An 18,393-nucleotide genomic window follows, 5' to 3' on the forward strand; every position below is an offset into this window, starting at 1 on the left:
ACGTTCCCTTTTTTGATGCATGTCAACCAGAAACGACATACATTCGCCCGCATTTGTTTATTTTATGTAAAATCAATTAGTGTAAAAAGTCACATCATTGTAGTGAAAAAGGTTGAGTTAGATCGCAGAAACGGGTACATATAGCGCGAAACACGGTCCGTTGCTTACCCATTAAAACCCAGATAAATGAGCAGCCAGCCCATACGCTGCGCGGGATGTGACCTTTTCTGCGTAGTTGACAAGATGAATTGTCAATATTGTGTTAATCTAGATGTGAAATATTTGTGAAGTGTAAGTACTTCTGGGGAAAGAAAGTGAATACATTACAGCTCTCCATCATCCATCGTCTGCCCCAGTCTTATCGCTGGCTGGATGGTTTTGCAGGCGCAAAAGTTGAACCGATTCCGCAAAATGGTCAGTCTGCGGAAGACAGCCTTGTCGCCTTAAAACTGCTCAGTCCGGATGGTGATAATGCCTGGCCGGTGATGCACAAGCTCAGCCAGGCGTTGAGTGATATTGAAGTGGATTGTTCCGTTCTGGAGTGCGAAGGGGAGCCGTGCCTGTTCGTCAACTGCCAGGATGAGTTCGCCGCGACCTGCCGCCTGAAAAACTTTGGCGTTGCCATCGCCGAGCCATTCTCCCGCCAAAACCCGTTCTGAACGTCAGCGTAATGACAACAGCTGACGTGTATATGCCTGTTCCGGCGCGCTAAAAATACGCTGACATTCACCCTGCTCAACGACTTCACCCTGTTTCAGCACAATGACCTGATGACATAACGCGCGGATCACCTGCAAATCGTGGCTGATGAAGATATACGCCAGCCGGTGCGTTTGCTGTAAAGACTTAAGCAATGTAAGAATCTGCGCCTGCACGGTGCGATCCAGCGATGAGGTGGGTTCATCCAGAATGATCAGTTCCGGCTTCAGGATCAGCGCACGGGCAATCGCAATGCGCTGGCGCTGGCCGCCGGAAAACTCGCCGGGAAAACGCCGCCGTGTTTCGGGATCCAGGCCCACTTCCTGCATCACTTCAATCACCCGCTGCTCGCGGGCACTGCGCGTTAACGCGGGGTGATGCACCCGCAAGCCCTCTTCGATAATTTGCTGTGCGTTGAGACGAGGATTGAGCGCGGAATTGGGATCCTGAAACACCACCTGGATGCGATGACGCACCGGCAGCATCTGCTGACGATTCCAGAGATGCAACGGCTTCCCATCAAAAAAAATCGTGCCCTGCGAAGCCACCAGACGCAGCAGCGCAAGCCCGGTTGTGCTTTTACCGGACCCCGATTCGCCTACCAGCCCCAGCGTTTCACCCGCCCGCAGAGAAAAGTTGATATTACGCACCACCTGATTATGCGCGATCACACGCTTAAAAATCCCTTTATGCACCGGGAAGCTGACACCGAGATTTTGTACTTCCAGTAACGGCGGCGCATCGTCAGGGAGCGGAACGGGATCGCCTGATGGCTCGCTGTTGAGCAACCGCTGGGTGTAGGGATGCGCTGGCGCGCTGAACAACGCCTGAGCGCTGTTTTGCTCGACGCAGCGACCGTTTTGCATCACAGAAACGTTGTCTGCCAGCTTGCGCACGATGCCTAAATCATGGGTGATAAATAGCAGCCCCATATTCAACTCATCGCGCAGTTCGCGCAGCAGTTTCAGAATTTGCGCCTGCACGGTAACATCCAGCGCGGTGGTGGGTTCGTCAGCAATCAGCAGCTCCGGGCGCGTCAACAGCGCCATGGCGATCATCACGCGCTGGCGTTCGCCGCCGGAAAATTGATGTGGGAAATCCCCTAAACGCTGGCGTGCGTTTCGTATTCCTACTCGATCCAGACAATCAAGGATCTCCGCGCGCGCGGCTTCACGACGCATTCCTCTGTGCAGCGATAACACCTCATAAAGCTGTTTTTCCAGCGTGTGTAGCGGGTTAAGCGACACCATGGGTTCCTGGAAAATCATGGCGATGGTGTTGCCGCGCACACCGCGTAGCGTGCGTTCACTGGCATGCAGCAGCGACTCGCCGTGGAACAAAATTTCGCCAGCAGGATAAACCACCGGCGGCGAGGGCAGCAGGCGCAGGATCGACAGTGCACTGACGCTTTTGCCGGAACCGGATTCACCCACCAGCGCCAGCGTTTCACCGGCTTCGATACGCAAGGAGAGATCGCTGACGACGGTGCGTAACGTCTGCTGCTGACGAAAAGCAATAGAGAGGGAATCGATAGAGAGCAGGGGAGTGGCCATGATTACACCGCCTTATTCGGATCAAATGCGTCGCGCACCGCTTCGCCGATAAAAATCAGCAGCGAAAGTAGCAGGGCGGTGGAGACGAACGCGGCAATCCCCAGCCACGGCGCCTGTAAGTTATTTTTCCCCTGTAACAGCAACTCACCCAGCGACGGCGAGCCAAGCGGCAAACCAAAGCCGAGGAAATCCAGCGAAGTCAGCGTTCCCACTGAGCCGCAAAGCACGAACGGCAGCAGCGTCAGGGTGGCGACCATCGCATTAGGCAACATATGGCGCAGCATAATCGCGCGATCGCTAACCCCCAGCGCCTGAGCGGCACGGATATAGTCAAAGTTACGTGTGCGCAGGAATTCAGCGCGAACCACGCTGACCAGCGTCATCCAGCCGAACAGCACAGTGATACCCAACAGCCACCAGAAGCCTGGCTGGATCACGCTGGAGAGCAAAATAATTAAAAATAGCGTTGGCAGACCTGACCAGACTTCAATAAAACGTTGTCCAAGCAGGTCGATTTTACCGCCGTAATAGCCTTGTAATGCGCCAGCCATGATGCCAATCACACTGGTACAAAAGGTCAACATCAGGCCGAACAGCAGCGAAATTCGCGTACCGTAGAGGATCCGCGCCAGAACGTCGCCGCCATTTGCATCGGTGCCAAGCCAGTTCTGTGCTGAAGGCGGTGAGGGAAAGGGCGTAGCGGTGTCGTAGTTAATGCTGCGCGCGCCGAATCGCACCGGCGCCCACAACGCCCAGCCGTGCTCTTCAAGCTGCTTTTTCAGCCACGGATCCTGATAATCTGCTGCCGTGGCCAGCGGGCCGCCAAAATCGCTTTCACTGTAATTTTTAACCAGTGGGACATACCAGTGCCCTTCATAACGCACCAGCAGTGGTCGGTCATTCGCCACCAACTCGGCAAACAGGCTGAGAATAAAAATGGTTAAAAAGATCCATAGCGACCAGTAGCCGCGCCGGTTATAGCGAAAGCGCTCCCAGCGCATCTGGTTGACATAGCTAAGTTGAAACATCAGCGTCCCTCGAAATCGATTCGCGGATCCACCAGCGTATAAGTGATATCACTGAGGATATTCAGCAGCAGGCCGATCAGAGAGAAAATATAGAGTGTGCCAAACATAACCGGGTAATCCCGCGAGAGCGTGGCTTCATAGCCCAGCAGGCCAAGACCGTTAAGCGAAAAAATCACTTCAATCAATAGTGAACCGGTAAAAAACATGCTGATAAAGGTGGCAGGAAAACCGGCAATCACCAGCAGCATGGCGTTGCGGAACACATGTTTGCGCATGATATTGCGCTCGCTGACGCCTTTGGCGCGAGCAGTAACCACATACTGTTTGCGGATCTCATCCAGAAAGGAGTTCTTGGTCAGCATCGTCAGCGCGGCTAATCCGCCAATCACCGAAGCCAGTACCGGCAGAGTGATATGCCACAGGTAGTCGGTGATTTTTTGATACCAGGGCAGCGTGTCGAAATTTGTCGAGACCAGTCCGCGAAGCGGGAAAATGTCGTAATAGCTGCCGCCGGAAAAAAAGATAATCAGCAGGATCGCGAACAGGAAAGAGGGGATTGAGTAGCCAACGATAATGACCGCGCTGCTCCAGATGTCGAAACGACTGCCGTTGTAGACCGCTTTGCGAATGCCGAGCGGTATCGACACCAGATAGACGATAAGCATTGCCCACAGGCTGACAGAGATAGAAACCGGCAGGCTATCTTTGATCAATTGCAGCACTGAGGCGCTGCGAAACAGGCTGTCACCGAAGTCGAAGCGTATATAGTCCCACAGCATTTTGAAATAGCGCTGGTACAGCGGCTTATCAAAACCATAGCGCTTTTTGATCTCTTCGATGACTTGCGGATCGAGGCCGCGCCCGCCGCGATAGTGGCTGTTGTTACTGAGAACATCGCCCACGCCGGTTCGCGCATGGGTTGCGCCCATACCGCCTGCGCCGCTACCGGGCAATGCGCTATGATCGCCAAACTCAATGGCGGCAATAGCCTGATCGACAGGGCCGCCGGGGGCAATCTGCACGATGAAAAAGTTAATGGTGATAATGGCCCAGAGAGTGGGAATTATCAGCAATAAGCGGCGAATGATATAGGTGCCCATCCGATCTCCTTAACGTCTGGCTGCGGGCAATTTTGCCGCTTTATTTACGTCATACCACCAGGTGTCAAAACCCAGTGAGTAGAGCGGGCGAACGCCAGGCATTGAGAATTTATCCCACCAGGCGATGCGATCGGCCGACATATACCACATTGGCAGCATGTAGTAATTCCAGGTCAGCACGCGATCCAGTGCGCGACCAAGCGGCAACAGTTTCTCCTTATTGCCCTGCCAGTGCGCGATCTGCGCGATCAGATTATCCACCGCCGGGTTTTTGACGCCGGGCGCGTTATATGAAGAGTCAATGTATTGCGAGCTCCAGGCAATCTGCAGATCCTCACTCGGCCACAATTGCGCCCGCCACAGGCGCGGCATCATATCGTAATCGCGGCTGCGCAGGCGGCTGGTGGCCTGCGAGTTATCAACCTGGCGCACCTCCATATCGATGCCCAGGCGTGCAAGGCTGTGCTGGAACGGGAGAACCCACAAGGTATCGCCGCCGGAAGGCAGCAGCAGCTCAAAGGTGAAAGGCTGGCCGGTTTGCGCATTCACTCGCCGCTGATTTTTCAGCACCCAGCCCGCTTCCGTCAGCAGTTTATCGGCTTTGAGCAGATTAGCCCTGTCATAACCGCTGCCATCGGATTTTGCCGGTGTGTAAACGGAAGTGAAAACTTCCGGCGGTACTTGTGATTTCAGCGGCGCCAGCAGGACTAATTCGTCCGCATCGGGATAAGCGCGCGCGGCGTATTCAGTGTTCTGGAAATAGCTGTTAGCGCGGCTGTAGGCGCCGTAAAACAGCGCCTTGTTCATCCATTCAAAATCAAAAGCCAGCGAGATGGCTTCGCGGACGCGGCGATCGCTGAAAATCGGCCGCTGAATATTAAACGCCAGCCAGCGAGTATCCTGCGCTGATGCGTTCGGTTGTTCATCTTTAACAATATAACCATGGCTGAAGTTGCTGCCGGTATAGCGCGTGGCCCAGTTTTTGGCATCACTTTCGCTGCGCATATCGAATGCGCCCGCCTTAAAGGCTTCGAACGCGACATTATCGTCGAGGTAGTAATCGTAACGGATCGCGTCGAAATTCCAGCGTCCGCGGTTAACCGGCAGATTCGCGCCCCAGTAGTCTTTGACCCGACTATAAGTAATGTACTGCCCCATGCGCCAGGCGCTGATGCGATAAGGACCGCTGCCCAGCGGAGGGCGCGAGAGTGGTTCATCCAGCCGGTGATCTTTCCAGAATTTTTCCGGCATTACTGGCAGCGTCAGCAGGCTAAGCATGCTCTCTTTACTCGGTTTCGCCAGCACAATGCGTACGGTCAACGGCGAAATCGCTTTCACCGTCGTTCCCTTGTAGACCAGGCGAAATTGCGGCACGCCTTCCGTCATAAATTTTTGAAAGGTAAAAGCCACATCGCTGGCGCGGATGGGAGAACCGTCGTGAAATGTTGCGCGGGGGTTCAGCGAAACCTCCATCCAGGAGAAATCGTCCGCATAGCGGGCCATTTCTGCGACCAGCGGGTAGTAACTGCCGGGTTCATCATCGGAGGTGGTAAACAGGGCATCGTACAGTGATTCAGTTCGGACTGCGGCGTTGCCCCGCATGGCAAAACGGTTGAAGTTATCGAAGGTGCCAATCACCGACAGCGTTGCATTACCGCCTTTCGGTGCGGCAGGATTCACGTAGTCAAAATGGGTAAAGTTGATGGCGTATTTAGGCTCGCCGATCACGGCAAATGAGTCGCTCTCTTTAATGGTCTGGGCCTGACAAGCCAGAGCGGCAAACGCCAGCACGAAAGCTGAAATACGCAAAAACTTCATTCGCTGTGTTCCTGTGAACGGCGGCGCAGCAGGCGCCTTAACCTCTAATCATTGAATAATAAGGGAGGCCCGGCAGGTTGTGAAATAATTCGCGCCTATAGCAGGGCGGAAAATGGCGGCGGCTGCCATTCGGTAAACTGTTGCAGCGTCATCGGACGGCTAAAATAGTAGCCCTGCATATAATGAACGCCATGTTCGCGCAGCCATCGGGCTTGCTCTGGCGTTTCAACACCTTCGGCGACGGTCAGCATATTCAGCTTTTTTGCCAGCGTCAGCACGGCATCAAGCACGGGCGACGTCACGGTTTCTGTGCCAATGGCATTGACGAAGCCACGGTCGATTTTCAGGTAGTCCAGCGTGAAACGTTCCAGATAAATCAGCGCGCTGTGGCCGGTGCCGAAATCATCAATAGCGGTTTCGTAGCCCTCTTCCCGAAGCTGCTCAAACCGCGCAGTCACTTCGTTAAAACGCAACATATCCCGCTCGGTGATCTCCAGTACGATACTGAAATGGTGGGCGGGGAGTGAACGTGATAGCTGGCGGATATCCTGCATAAAGGTTTCATCTTGCAGGTGACCTGGGGCAATGTTAATGCCCAGTTTTGCGCCTTCGGGCAGCAATGTCTTTAATCGCGGCGCATCGTGGGCGATTAAACGGAACAGATGCTGCGTTAACGGCACAATCAGTTGCTGGGCTTCAGCAAAATGAATAAATGCATCCGGCGGTATTTCACCTGCCGTTGGATGCTTCCAGCGCATCAGAACTTCAACGCCGGTGACCTGCAAATTTTTCGCTTCCACCACTGGCTGGTAAACAATATAGAACTGATCGCGCTTGATACCGGTCAGGATCTCGCGGCCAGGGGTGAGATTGTTTTGCAGGATATAGGCTGTCAGCAGGCCAAAAAGTATGCCAAAAGTGGCACCAAGCAGCACGGCGAATTGAATATCCTCTGATCGCCACTTTTCTGCATAGAGATAAAACGTGATTGGCGACCCTTCAATGTGCGTAGCTCGTATCGGCGGCGGGGTTATCGTACTCAGATCAACTAAACCGGGTGAAAAGGTAGAAACGGCACGATTGCCGATGCCCAGCGCCACGCCGGTCAGATCGGGGCGTTGCGAGGTATAGAGCATATAAGGTGTCAGATTGATATTCAGCGTGGTGAACACCCCGCGGTTCTCCCGGAGCGGGCTGCGAAACCAGACGGCGATGGCGGGTTTGTTCGGCATCATCGGTGTGCCGGGCAGTAACACCATATCCATGTTTTTCGTCAGGTCGATATCCGGTACCAGATCTTTCATTGCCATACTCATCTCGCCGGTGGCCGATGAGCAAAAGGCTCGTTGATCTTTTACCAGCAGAAACGCTCGCACGTTAATCGTGAATGCGGCTCTGGAGGTCAGCTCGCTGACGACGACATGACACTCATTCAGCGTGAACGGTTGCAGCGATTCTGCTGTTGTTCGTATTTCACGGAGATAGCCTGAGAGCCAGTGCTGGATATTGTTCACTAATGCGGTATAGCGATCTTCGCGTTTATGCTGCTCCAGCCCCAATTGCAGTCCACCGACAATCAATGCAGAGAGTACTCCCGCGATTAGGCTTATCAGTATAATTTTGCGATTCAGGGAAAAATAACGGCTGAACATAGTGTCAGGTCCATTCCAGGCGTTCAGAGATGCGGGAGCAACAGTTGCTGGACTATAACTTGAAAAGAAGGGGATGGCATACAACAGGCATAAAAAAACACCGCCGGAGCAGTGTTTTTAGACTTAATCGCCAGCTCAAGGGTAAACCGGCATTAAGCAATTAGCTGCGTGTCAGGATGCGTCGCGCTTCGTTGTAGCGCTTCTTCCAGTAAGGCTCATCCATGCTGGAAATCATCACACCGTTACTGGTGGAAGCATGAACAAACTGGTTATTGCCAATGTAGATGCCAACGTGTCGACCCGTTGAACCCGCCCTGAACAGAACCAGATCGCCCGTACGCAAACTGGTGCGCGAGATGGACTTACCGGTTTCCTGCTGTTCCCATGTGGAACGCGGCAGTTCTAACCCAAACTGTTCACGGAAGGTGCGCTGCACGAAACCAGAACAGTCGATGCCTTTTTTGGTGTCGCCGCCGAGACGGTAGCGAACGCCTTTCCAGTCAGCATATTGATCCATAATGCGGCTTTTTACGTCCAGATTACGAACCATATTTTCAAATTCATCCTGAGAGGTTTGCAGTGAAGAACTGTCTTCACCCACAGCAAGCGTCTCAGAATGCATGTTCTTTGCGGTATTTGTAGAACAAGCAGAGAGCAGTACCGCTACTGCAATTGCAGGGATCGCCCGCAAGATATATCTCAAAATCGGCTGAGATTTGACCATGTTACTTATTTTCCCTTGAAGTCCTTAACGATAAATATCGTTATAAAAATGCCAACGCAGCGAGATTAATTATCTGAAGGCATCGAGACAATTACTCCGGCATAGATTTGTGGAAGAACGCACAAAAAAACGCACAACGAGAATAACAGCACTCTTTGCGACAAGACGAACCGAGGTTACCTGAACATCCTGGGCATGGCGAGCGCTTTTCTGCATTTTTTTATAAGAAATTATGATACAGAAAGTGAATTTCCTGAAATGCTCAAATATTAACCCGTGCAGTGTAAAAAGCACGCAATGTGCTAATTCATATGCAGTTTACCATGACAGGAAAATGACAATAGTGGGAAAAGGCGGCAGATTTGAATTAGGGATCGAAAACGATCCCTAATGGATGACATTTATTGATGTTGGGTGATTGTTTAAAGTTTGTTATTTCCAGGCAAATAACGATCGAACAAAGCGATAATTTTATCGCTTAACGGCGTTAACAGGCACCACGGCAGACCAATCAGCACGGCGGATAACGAACCAACAGCAATATCTGTAAACCAGTGTGCACCGATCATGACGCGTGGGAAGGCAAAAACCACAAAAATAATCAGGGCAATGCCAAATGCTTTTTTGCCGAAATAACGCCACATCACCGCAGCGAAAATAAGCAACATCATTCCGTGGTCACCGGGGAAACTATCCTTCGAGGCATCTTTGGTCGGGAAATCGAGCAGCTCGCTGACGCGGTGAATATCGGTAAAGTAGAGGGACGGGCTTGCGCGTTGTACCGGCATCAGATGCTGCGCCAGCTGGTTTACCACTACAGCAATCAATAACATGGTCAAACCAATGATTACCACACGGCGACGGCCGGTGCGATCGGCTGGCAGCCAGAACGAGAGCATCAGGCAGCCCATGGCGACCAGCGAACAGGCATCGAACGCGCGGTTATTGGTTAGCGCCACCAGCCAAAGCCAGGCACGATTTTCTACCAGCCCACGGTTGAAGAAGTGGAAAATGGCCGAGTCTAGCGGAAACCAAAAACCATGATTTACAGGCAGATACCAGCACATAAACAACGCCAGCCCGATGGCGTTCAGCAAAATAATCAAGGGTAAACGAGTTTTCATTACTTAAGGATTCTTAATAAACACAGGGGGAACGTTAGTGCTCCTGACTTAAACGAAGCTTCAACAAAGCGGACTGAAGCGTGTTCCAGTCCGCTTCTGAGGCGGTAATTAGCTCGATTCGACTATCCGGCGGCGCAACATTCTGCGTTTCGAGATGAAAATCCTCTCCCTGACGATTCACCCGCAGCAGGCCTTCCGGTATGCGCATAACGCCTTTGACGCGCTCAACTGGGGCATGGCGCACCCACTCAAGCAGGCCAATGGTGTCAAACACCGTGTCTTCATCAAAAATCCAGCCACATGCCTGATGGCCCTGGCCGCTGTTCAGACTGCGACGCCAGCGTTGATGCGCTGGCAGGCTCAGCGCCGCAAGACCTTTCCGCTCACCGTGCGTATGCTCATGCGCAGCACTGGAAGGGAGTTCCCGCAGATTACGGCGCGGGCGATCGAGCAACGCGCCATCAATCGCGCCCTGTGTGACGCTGATCCGCTGACGATCGCCGCCGAAGCGGGACCACCATGCTTCCAGTGCTTGCTGGCTCTCTATGGTCGCGCGATCCTGTTTATTGGCGACAATGATGTCGGCAGCCGCCAGTTGATCGCGGAAGTTATCATTAGTAAGTGCTTTCTCATCCAGCAACTGGCGTGGATCAAGCAAACAGAGGGTGGCGCGCAGGTCAATCCACGGTTCATAGACCGGGTCCGTCAGCATATTGAGGATCTGTTTCGGGTGGCCGAGCCCGGTTGGTTCAATTAACAGACGGTCGGGCTTGCCCTGACGCAGCAAGGTGTTCAGCCCCACCTGCATCGGCAAACCATTTACGCAGCACATGCAACCACCGGGGATCTCTTTAAGCAGTGCGCCGCTGTCGGCAAGCAATGCGCCGTCGATACCGACTTCGCCAAATTCATTCACCAGCACTGCCCATTTCTCCTGCGGATCTTTATTCGCCAGCAGATGCAAAATAGAGGTGGTTTTGCCGCTTCCGAGAAAGCCGGTAATGAGATTGGTCTTGGTCACAAAAGCTCCAGTCGTCAATAAAACGTAGGTAATTTGTGATCCTGGAGAAAAAAATGAAAAAAGAGAAGGGCGCGGACGGTGTAAAGCACGAACCATCCGCGTAAATCGCAATAATTGTTAAGCGCTGAGCACGCGTTTTACCGCGCCGTGAGCGCCATGGGCGGCAATGCTTTGCCATGCATCGCCAACGGCATCGACAAACAACGGATTAAGCGGCAGATCGTTACCGAATATCTCCTTCAGCGCCAGCAGCGAAGCCACGCGCTCAGTTTCGTTACTGGTTTCGACAATGGCGTGAATTTTATCCGCCAGCGGATCGCGAATATCAATAGGCTGCCCGGCATCATCTACGCCGCTGACATAACGCATCCAGCCAGCAATGCCCAGTGCCAGCAGCGGCCAGCGACTTTCCCGCTGTAAATGGACGCGAACGCTGTCCAGTATGCGCTGCGGCAGTTTTTGGCTACCGTCCATGGCGATTTGCCAGGTGCGGTGTTTCAGCGCCGGGTTAGCGAAGCGTTCAAGCAGGCTGTCAGCATAAGCTGTCAGATCGACACCGGTGATACGCAAGGTTGGCGCTTGCTCATCCAGCATCAGACGACGCGCTGCTTCGCGGAATGCTTCATCGTGCATGCAGTCATTAATATGCGCAAAACCGGCCAGGTACCCCAGATAAGCAAGGAAAGAGTGGCTGCCGTTGAGCATACGAAGTTTCATCTGTTCCCACGGCTGCACATCCTGCACCAGTTGTACGCCTGCGACTTCCCACTGCGGACGCCCGGCGACGAAATTATCTTCAATCACCCACTGAATAAACGGCTCGCAGCTGATAGCGCAGGGGTCGAAAACGCCCAGTACATCGCTGATTTCCGCCAGCGATTCGTCTGTTGCTGCCGGTACAATGCGATCGACCATTGTCGCCGGGAAACTGACATTCTCCGCGATCCAGTGCGCCAGTTCCGGTGAGCGGGTGTTTGCCATGCCCAACACCGCATTTTTCACAATATGCCCGTTGTCGGGAATGTTATCGCAGGGGAGTACAGTAAATGGCGGCAACCCGCGCTCACGACGACGATACAACGCTTCAACCAGAATGCCCGGCGCCGAATGCGGCTCGTGCGGGTGTTGAAGGTCATGTTCAATACGTGGCTGGTGCAGATCCAGCTGGCCGCTGGCCGGGTCGATACAGTAGCCTTTTTCGGTAATCGTCAGCGAAACAATCGCCACCTGAGGCTCACAAAATTTCTCAATGATGGCAGGCAGGGAATCGAGCTTTGCGTTCAGACACTCATTGACTGCGCCGACAATAATCGGCTGGTTGCTGGTTGCGCCTTTCTCCAGCACGGTATACAGATGATCCTGCTCGCGCAGTTGCGACATCAGTACATCACCGCTGAATAAGCTGATTTCACAAATCCCCCAGTCACCGCCCTGCGTATTCAGCACCCGGTCGGTTAACAGCGCCTGATGCGCGCGATGAAATGCGCCAAAACCGAAGTGCACAATTCGCGAGCGCAGCTGTGTGCGATCATGCTGAGGTTGCTGTACCGTGGCGGGAAGCAATGCGGAAGCAATAGTCTTCATCTGTATACACCTGATTAACCAATAATTAACAACAGCAGTGTAAAGTTATATGACAGCAAAAAGAATTGGTATGCCTTAAATATCCGGGGAATGTGAGCTGGATCAATCATTGCTGTGGGAGGAATTGACCCTTCCAGCTAAACATGTATGGTAGTCGTCATGCAATGATGTGTATTGGTATAACAACTTTAGAGGGTAAGGCGATGGAACAAACCTGGCGTTGGTATGGACCGAACGATCCGGTATCTCTTGACGATGTGCGGCAGGCAGGTGCAACCGGCGTGGTCACTGCGCTGCACCATATCCCAAATGGTCAGGTGTGGCCGGTTGAGGAGATCAAGGCGCGTCAGGCGCTACTGGCAGAAAAAGGGCTGACCTGGTCGGTAGTGGAGAGTATCCCGGTACATGAAGATATCAAAACCCATTCCGGCCAGTATGAAACCTGGATCGCCAATTACCAGCAGAGCATCCGTAACCTGGCGACCTGCGGTATCGATACTGTCTGCTACAACTTTATGCCGATCCTCGACTGGACGCGTACCGATCTTGAATATCAATTGCCGGACGGTTCCAAAGCGCTGCGTTTCGACCAGATCGCCTTCGCCGCTTTCGAGCTGCATATCCTGAAACGCCCAGGCGCGGAAGCGGACTACAGCGAAGAAGAGCAGCGCCAGGCGCAGGCTTACTTCAACGCGATGAGCGATGCGGAAGTCGAAAAGCTGACACGCAATATCATCGCCGGTCTGCCGGGCGCCGAAGAGGGTTATACGCTGGATCAGTTCCGTGCGCGTCTGGCGGAATATGATGGTATCGATAAAGCGCAACTGCGTGAAAACATGGCTTATTTCCTGCGCGCTATTGTGCCGGTTGCTCAGGAAGTGGGCGTACGTCTGGCGGTTCACCCGGACGATCCGCCGCGTCCAATCCTCGGCCTGCCGCGTATCGTTTCGACTATTGAAGATATGCAGTGGCTGAAAGAAGCTGTCGACAGCATCAATAACGGCTTCACCATGTGTACCGGTTCATACGGTGTGCGTGCTGATAACGATCTGGTGCGGATGATTGAAACCTTCGGCGATCGCATTCACTTTACGCACCTGCGTTCAACGTGCCGTGAAGATAACCCGAAAACCTTCCACGAGGCTGCGCATTTGCAGGGCGATGTGGATATGGTCTCTGTTGTGGCAGCGATTCTGACTGAAGAGCAGCGCCGCAAGAAAGCAGGCGATCTGCGCCCGATCCCGTTCCGCCCGGATCATGGTCACCAGATGCTGGACGATCTGCGCAAGAAAACTAACCCGGGTTACTCGGCGATTGGTCGTCTGAAAGGGATGGCGGAAGTGCGCGGCGTTGAGCTGGCGCTGAAGAAAACCCTGTTCCGCGATTTGCTGTAATGTCGTTCTGATGTAAAGCAAAGCGCCATCAGGCAAAAAAAAGCCACTTCATTGAAGTGGCTTTTTTCATGGCAACACGAGATCAGTCAGCGCGGCCCATGTAGCGGCGCTCTTCGATATGGATGCGGATCTTCTCACCGGTGGTCAGATATTCCGGCACCTGCACAACCAGGCCAGTATTCAGGGTGGCGGGTTTGGTACGGGAGCTGGCAGAAGCACCTTTAATGCCCGGAGCCGTTTCCACGATTTCAAGATCGACAGTCTGCGGCAGTTCGAGCGCCAGCAGCTGGCCATCCCACAGCAGAACCTGCATATCCGGCATGCCGCCTTCCGGAATAAACTGCAGCTCTTCTTCAATCTGATCTTTCGTGAAGGTATACGGCGTGTAATCTTCTTTATCCATGAACACGTATTCGTTGCCATCAATGTAAGAGAAGTCAACAAAGCGGCGGTTCAGGGTAACGGTATCGAGGATATCATCGCCTTTAAAACGCTCTTCCACTTTCAACCCGGTACGGACATCGGAAAAACGCATCTTGTACAGCGTCGCTGCGCCACGGGCGCTCGGTGCCTGGATATCAATATCTTTCACAATCAGCAGTTTGCCGTTGTAATTCAGCACCATACCTTTTTTAATTTCGTTCGCTCTTGGCATTGCAAGGGTCCTGTGAGATTAAAATAACAAAAATATCGCGACAAACTACTCGCGCGGCGGATTCCAGGCAAGCGGAATCTGAGTTTTGCCTTTGGGCTGCAAAAGATGGTAGTTTGCGCCCTGTACGCGCCAGCCCGGCGCGCCGTCAAAAAAGAGAGCCACTATGCAATGCCGCCCGGACTGTGGAGCGTGTTGTACCGCACCGTCCATCTCCAGCCCAATCCCCGGCATGCCCAATGGTAAACCGGCCAACACTCCCTGCGTCCAGCTGGATGAACAGCAGCGTTGCAAAATCTTCGCTTCGCCGCTGCGCCCAAAAGTGTGCGCCGGGTTGCAGCCGGGCCGCGATATGTGCGGCTCGAATCGCGCTGATGCGATGGTTTACCTGCTCGATTTAGAACGCCAGACGGCGCCCTAAATATCTTTAATACGCGTCAGACAGAGCTGGGTTATCAGCGTCATCGCCAGCGCAATCCAGAACACCGTGTGATAGTCCCAGATTTCTGCCACCACGCCTGCCAGAGAGCCGGCAATAATCCAGCCGACACGCGTGGTATTAGTATAAAGGGTGGTGGCTGAACCCGCCTGACCAGGCATCAGATCCTGGAAATAGAGCATGCCAATCCCGGCGAGAATGCCGATATAAATAGCGTTCAGCACTTGTAAAGCTAACAGGAGGGCTGGCGTATGCACCGTCAGCATCCCGACATAGAAAAAGATCCCGGCAACCGCGCTGACGCGCATTAAAAAACGTTTACCAAAACGCTTCGCATAGTAACCCGCAATCAGCATGGTCGGGATTTCCAGCCCGGCGGCAGTGCCCATCATCACCCCTGCCAGTTTCTCCGACAGATGCAATTCATCAATAATAAACAGCGGCATATTAATGATATACAGGCTATTAGTGCCCCACATCAGCGTGCAAATTACGAACAACAAAAGTGTATCGCGGCGATGCGTGCGCGGTGCTTCCAGCACGGCCGAATTCAGTTTGGGTTCTTTGCGCATCGTGGGCAAAAACAGCCACACCATGGCGCCACAGACAATAAACGCAGCGCCAGCGCAGAGATACATCACCGTAAAACCAAAGCCCATTGCCAGCGCGTAAGCGATCGGCGGACCAATCACCCATGCCAGCGAGACCTGCGCACGCAGGATGGAGCTGAACATCACAGCCTCGCGACCAGTATGATCCGCATGTTCACGCGCCAGAGCAAAAAGCTGCGGGTTGGAGGTGGAACCAAAACTGCTGAGGAACACGCCGACAAACAGCAGAACAAAGTAGTTGCGGTTCCAGGCGAAAAGCACGCAGGCCAACATGCCCAGCAGGCAGCAGAACACAATCAGCGACTTCCGATCGCCCTTGCGATCGGAACGTCCGGCAAGAAACTGGCTGACCAGAATGCCAATCACCGCGCTGCCGGTAAAAAAGAAACCAACCATCGCCGGGCGGACTTGCACTTCGTTGGTTAAAAACAGGCTGAGCGTGGGGGTTTGCAGGGCACCGGCAATGCCGGTCAGGAACGCGACAATCAGGAACGCCGTCGATGTAAAATCAAACGTGCCGGGTCTGGCGGCGGCGGGAGAGTTTTGCATTTTTCATGAGATCCAATAGTGAGACGCGGAGTTTACGCCGTTGCGCTAAAAAAGCACAGCCTGCTAAGCAACATTTGCCACGAAAAATCAAAACGCCATTTCAAATCATTCTCATCAAAGCTGAATGAAGCTGAAACTTCGGTGCTGAAATTCAAATCCACTTCAGCAAATTCGCTTAACGCGATGATGAAATGTGCAGTAGCTCTAAATTCTGCAACGCAAATTCAGAGATTTCTTGATTGCTGGAGTAAAAAGGTGAAGATTCCATGAAACGTTTCAGCGTCATCGCGTAATATCTGAACCAGAGTGATGGCGCCTTATTTCTCAAGTTAGCTGAAACGATTCAATATCAGCGAGAGAGGGGTTACATGTTCCAGTTATCCGTTCAGGACATCCATCCGGGCCAGCAGGCCGGTAATAAAGAAGAGGCTATCCGCCAGATCGCAGCAGCGCTGGCAGCAGCAGGCAATGTAGCTGATGGCTACGTCAATGGCATGCTGGCGCGCGAGCTGCAAACCTCCACCTATCTTGGCAATGGTATTGCCATTCCGCACGGCACGACCGACACGCGCGACCAGGTGCTGAAAACCGGCGTCAAAGTGTTCCAGTTCCCGCAGGGCATTCTGTGGAGCGAGGGCCAGGTTGCCTACGTTGCTATCGGGATTGCTGCAAGTTCCGATGAGCACCTCGGCCTGCTGCGTCAGCTGACGCATGTGTTGAGCGATGATGACGTCGCTGCGCAACTGCAATCCGCCACCACGGCTGAAGAGCTGCGTGCTCTGCTGATGGGCGAGAAACAGAGCGAGGCGCTGAAGCTGGATAACGACACCTTAACCCTTGATGTTGCAGCAAGCGATCTGCTGACACTGCAGGCGCTGAATGCGGCGCGTCTGAAAGAAGCCGGTGCGGTTGACGCGGCTTATGTTACGCGTGCGATTAATGAGAAACCGCTGAACCTTGGTCAGGGCATCTGGCTGAACGATAGCGCAGAAGGCAATTTGCTGAGCGCCGTGGCGATAAGCCGCGCGGAAACCCCGTTCGACGTCGAAGGTGAGCAAGCTGCGCTGCTGGTCAGCGTTGCAATGGCTGATGAGCAGCCTGTTGCCGTGCTGAAGCGCCTGAGCGATCTGCTGTTAGAAAACAAAGCTGACAGCTTGCTGAATGCTGATGCGGCCACGCTGCTGGCGCTGCTGACCAGCGATGATGCGCTGGTTGGCGATGTGCTGAGCGATGAGTTTGTGGTGCGTAACGAGCACGGCCTGCACGCCCGTCCGGGCACCATGCTGGTCAACACCATCAAGCAATTTACCAGCGAAATCACCGTGACGAACCTCGACGGCACCGGTAAACCGGCAAACGGCCGTAGCCTGATGAAAGTTGTCGCGCTGGGCGTGAAAAAAGGGCATCGCCTGCGTTTCACGGCGCAGGGCAGTGATGCTGAACAGGCGCTGAAAGCGATAGGCGAAGCCATCGCTGCCGGTCTTGGGGAGGGCGCGTAAATGAGCAGACGTGTTGCCACTATTACCCTGAACCCGGCCTATGATCTGGTGGGGTTCACCCCGGAAATTGAACGCGGCGAAGTGAACCTGGTCCGCACTACCGGCCTGCATGCGGCGGGTAAAGGGATCAACGTTGCGAAGGTACTGAAAGATCTTGGCATTGACGTGACCGTTGGCGGGTTCCTTGGTAAGGATAACCAGGATGGTTTTCAGCAACTGTTCAGCGAGTTGGGTATTGCCAACCGTTTCCAGGTGGTTGCCGGACGTACCCGCATTAACGTGAAGCTGACGGAAAAAGACGGTGAAGTGACCGATTTCAATTTCTCCGGCTTTGAAGTGACTCCGGCTGACTGGGAGCGTTTTGTCAACGACTCACTGACCTGGCTGGGTCAGTTCGACATGGTCTGCGTCAGCGGCAGCCTGCCATCCGGCGTTAGCCCGGAAGCCTTTACCGACTGGATGACGCGCCTGCGCAGCCAGTGCCCGTGCATTATTTTCGATAGCAGCCGTGATGCGCTGGTGGCTGGCCTGAAAGCCGCGCCGTGGTTGGTAAAACCAAACCGCCGCGAGCTGGAAATCTGGGCGGGCCGCAAATTACCTGAATTGAAGGATGTTATTGAAGCCGCTCACGCGCTTCGCGAACAGGGGATCGCCCACGTGGTGATCTCGCTGGGCGCAGAAGGGGCTCTGTGGGTTAACGCTTCAGGGGAATGGATTGCCAAACCGCCGTCAATGGAAGTGGTAAGCACCGTTGGCGCAGGGGATTCAATGGTTGGCGGCCTGATTTATGGCTTGCTGATGCGTGAGTCCAGTGAACATACATTACGCCTGGCTACCGCTGTTGCTGCACTGGCGGTTAGTCAGAGTAACGTAGGTATTACCGACCGTACCCAGTTAGCCGCGATGATGGCGCGAGTTGACTTAAAACCCTTTAACTAACAGCAGG

The 18,393-nt window shown here is 53.6% G+C and carries 16 protein-coding genes; 5 read left to right on the plus strand and 11 right to left on the minus strand.

The window, feature by feature from the left end; genetic code table 11:
- Window positions 1-314: 314 nt before the first annotated feature.
- Window positions 315-659, plus strand: coding sequence for a YejG family protein (locus CWM66_RS08830; protein WP_007371145.1), 345 nt, complete (start codon window positions 315-317; stop codon window positions 657-659).
- Window positions 660-662: 3 nt separating this feature from the next.
- On the opposite strand, the gene yejF is transcribed toward CWM66_RS08830, so the two are convergent.
- The 9 genes from yejF to CWM66_RS08875 form a co-directional block, all read right to left on the minus strand.
- A complete protein-coding gene (gene yejF / locus CWM66_RS08835) occupies window positions 663-2,252 on the minus strand; it encodes a microcin C ABC transporter ATP-binding protein YejF (RefSeq protein ID WP_107146550.1) in 1,590 nt (529 codons plus the stop codon).
- A 2-nt stretch (window positions 2,253-2,254) separates the two neighbouring features.
- A complete protein-coding gene (locus CWM66_RS08840) occupies window positions 2,255-3,280 on the minus strand; it encodes a microcin C ABC transporter permease (RefSeq protein ID WP_107146551.1) in 1,026 nt (341 codons plus the stop codon).
- The gene (locus tag CWM66_RS08845) at window positions 3,280-4,380 is read right to left on the minus strand and encodes a microcin C ABC transporter permease YejB (protein WP_079517637.1); all 1,101 of its coding nucleotides are present in this window, start codon (window positions 4,378-4,380) and stop codon (window positions 3,280-3,282) included. The genes CWM66_RS08840 and CWM66_RS08845 overlap by 1 nt, the downstream gene beginning before the upstream one ends.
- Window positions 4,381-4,389: 9 nt before the next feature.
- On the minus strand, window positions 4,390-6,198 hold the full coding sequence (locus CWM66_RS08850; protein ID WP_071921089.1) for an extracellular solute-binding protein: 1,809 nt from the start codon (window positions 6,196-6,198) through the stop codon (window positions 4,390-4,392).
- Between the two features lie 95 nt (window positions 6,199-6,293).
- Window positions 6,294-7,850, minus strand: coding sequence for a cyclic di-GMP phosphodiesterase (locus CWM66_RS08855; protein WP_107146552.1), 1,557 nt, complete (start codon window positions 7,848-7,850; stop codon window positions 6,294-6,296).
- Window positions 7,851-8,010: 160 nt separating this feature from the next.
- The gene (gene mepS, locus CWM66_RS08860) at window positions 8,011-8,574 is read right to left on the minus strand and encodes a bifunctional murein DD-endopeptidase/murein LD-carboxypeptidase (RefSeq protein ID WP_007371151.1); all 564 of its coding nucleotides are present in this window, start codon (window positions 8,572-8,574) and stop codon (window positions 8,011-8,013) included.
- Between the two features lie 422 nt (window positions 8,575-8,996).
- Window positions 8,997-9,698 carry a phosphatase PAP2 family protein gene (locus tag CWM66_RS08865; RefSeq protein WP_007371152.1) on the minus strand — a complete coding sequence of 234 codons (702 nt, stop codon included), beginning with the start codon at window positions 9,696-9,698 and terminating at the stop codon, window positions 8,997-8,999.
- A 34-nt stretch (window positions 9,699-9,732) separates the two neighbouring features.
- Entirely contained in the window at window positions 9,733-10,719 is a 987-nt protein-coding gene (locus CWM66_RS08870; protein ID WP_071921087.1) for a GTP-binding protein, read from the minus strand.
- Between the two features lie 117 nt (window positions 10,720-10,836).
- The gene (locus tag CWM66_RS08875; RefSeq protein WP_107146553.1) at window positions 10,837-12,303 is read right to left on the minus strand and encodes a mannitol dehydrogenase family protein; all 1,467 of its coding nucleotides are present in this window, start codon (window positions 12,301-12,303) and stop codon (window positions 10,837-10,839) included.
- Between the two features lie 203 nt (window positions 12,304-12,506).
- On the opposite strand from CWM66_RS08875, the gene uxuA reads away from it, so the two are divergent.
- Window positions 12,507-13,697: a mannonate dehydratase gene (uxuA, locus tag CWM66_RS08880; protein WP_007371155.1), complete on the plus strand. Its 1,191-nt coding sequence runs from the start codon at window positions 12,507-12,509 to the stop codon at window positions 13,695-13,697.
- 82 nt (window positions 13,698-13,779) lie between these two features.
- Here uxuA and yeiP read toward each other — a convergent pair whose 3' ends face one another.
- A complete protein-coding gene (yeiP, locus tag CWM66_RS08885) occupies window positions 13,780-14,352 on the minus strand; it encodes an elongation factor P-like protein YeiP (protein WP_007371156.1) in 573 nt (190 codons plus the stop codon).
- Between the two features lie 163 nt (window positions 14,353-14,515).
- Here yeiP and CWM66_RS08890 point away from each other — a divergent pair, with 163 nt between their 5' ends.
- The gene (locus CWM66_RS08890; RefSeq protein WP_035888848.1) at window positions 14,516-14,770 is read left to right on the plus strand and encodes a YkgJ family cysteine cluster protein; all 255 of its coding nucleotides are present in this window, start codon (window positions 14,516-14,518) and stop codon (window positions 14,768-14,770) included.
- Here CWM66_RS08890 and setB read toward each other — a convergent pair.
- Complete coding sequence (gene setB / locus CWM66_RS08895) at window positions 14,767-15,948, minus strand: sugar efflux transporter SetB (RefSeq protein ID WP_007371159.1); 1,182 nt, start codon at window positions 15,946-15,948, stop codon at window positions 14,767-14,769. The two genes, CWM66_RS08890 and setB, sit on opposite strands and share 4 nt — an antisense overlap.
- 368 nt (window positions 15,949-16,316) lie before the next feature.
- Between setB and fruB the strand changes: the two genes are divergently transcribed.
- Both fruB and fruK read left to right on the plus strand, forming a co-directional pair.
- A complete protein-coding gene (fruB, locus tag CWM66_RS08900) occupies window positions 16,317-17,447 on the plus strand; it encodes a fused PTS fructose transporter subunit IIA/HPr protein (RefSeq protein WP_007371161.1) in 1,131 nt (376 codons plus the stop codon).
- On the plus strand, window positions 17,448-18,386 hold the full coding sequence (gene fruK, locus CWM66_RS08905; protein WP_007371162.1) for a 1-phosphofructokinase: 939 nt from the start codon (window positions 17,448-17,450) through the stop codon (window positions 18,384-18,386). It abuts the gene before it with no gap.
- Window positions 18,387-18,393 lie beyond the last annotated feature (7 nt).

Source organism: Kosakonia sp. H7A (assembly GCF_003028445.1).
GTDB lineage: Bacteria > Pseudomonadota > Gammaproteobacteria > Enterobacterales > Enterobacteriaceae > Kosakonia > Kosakonia radicincitans.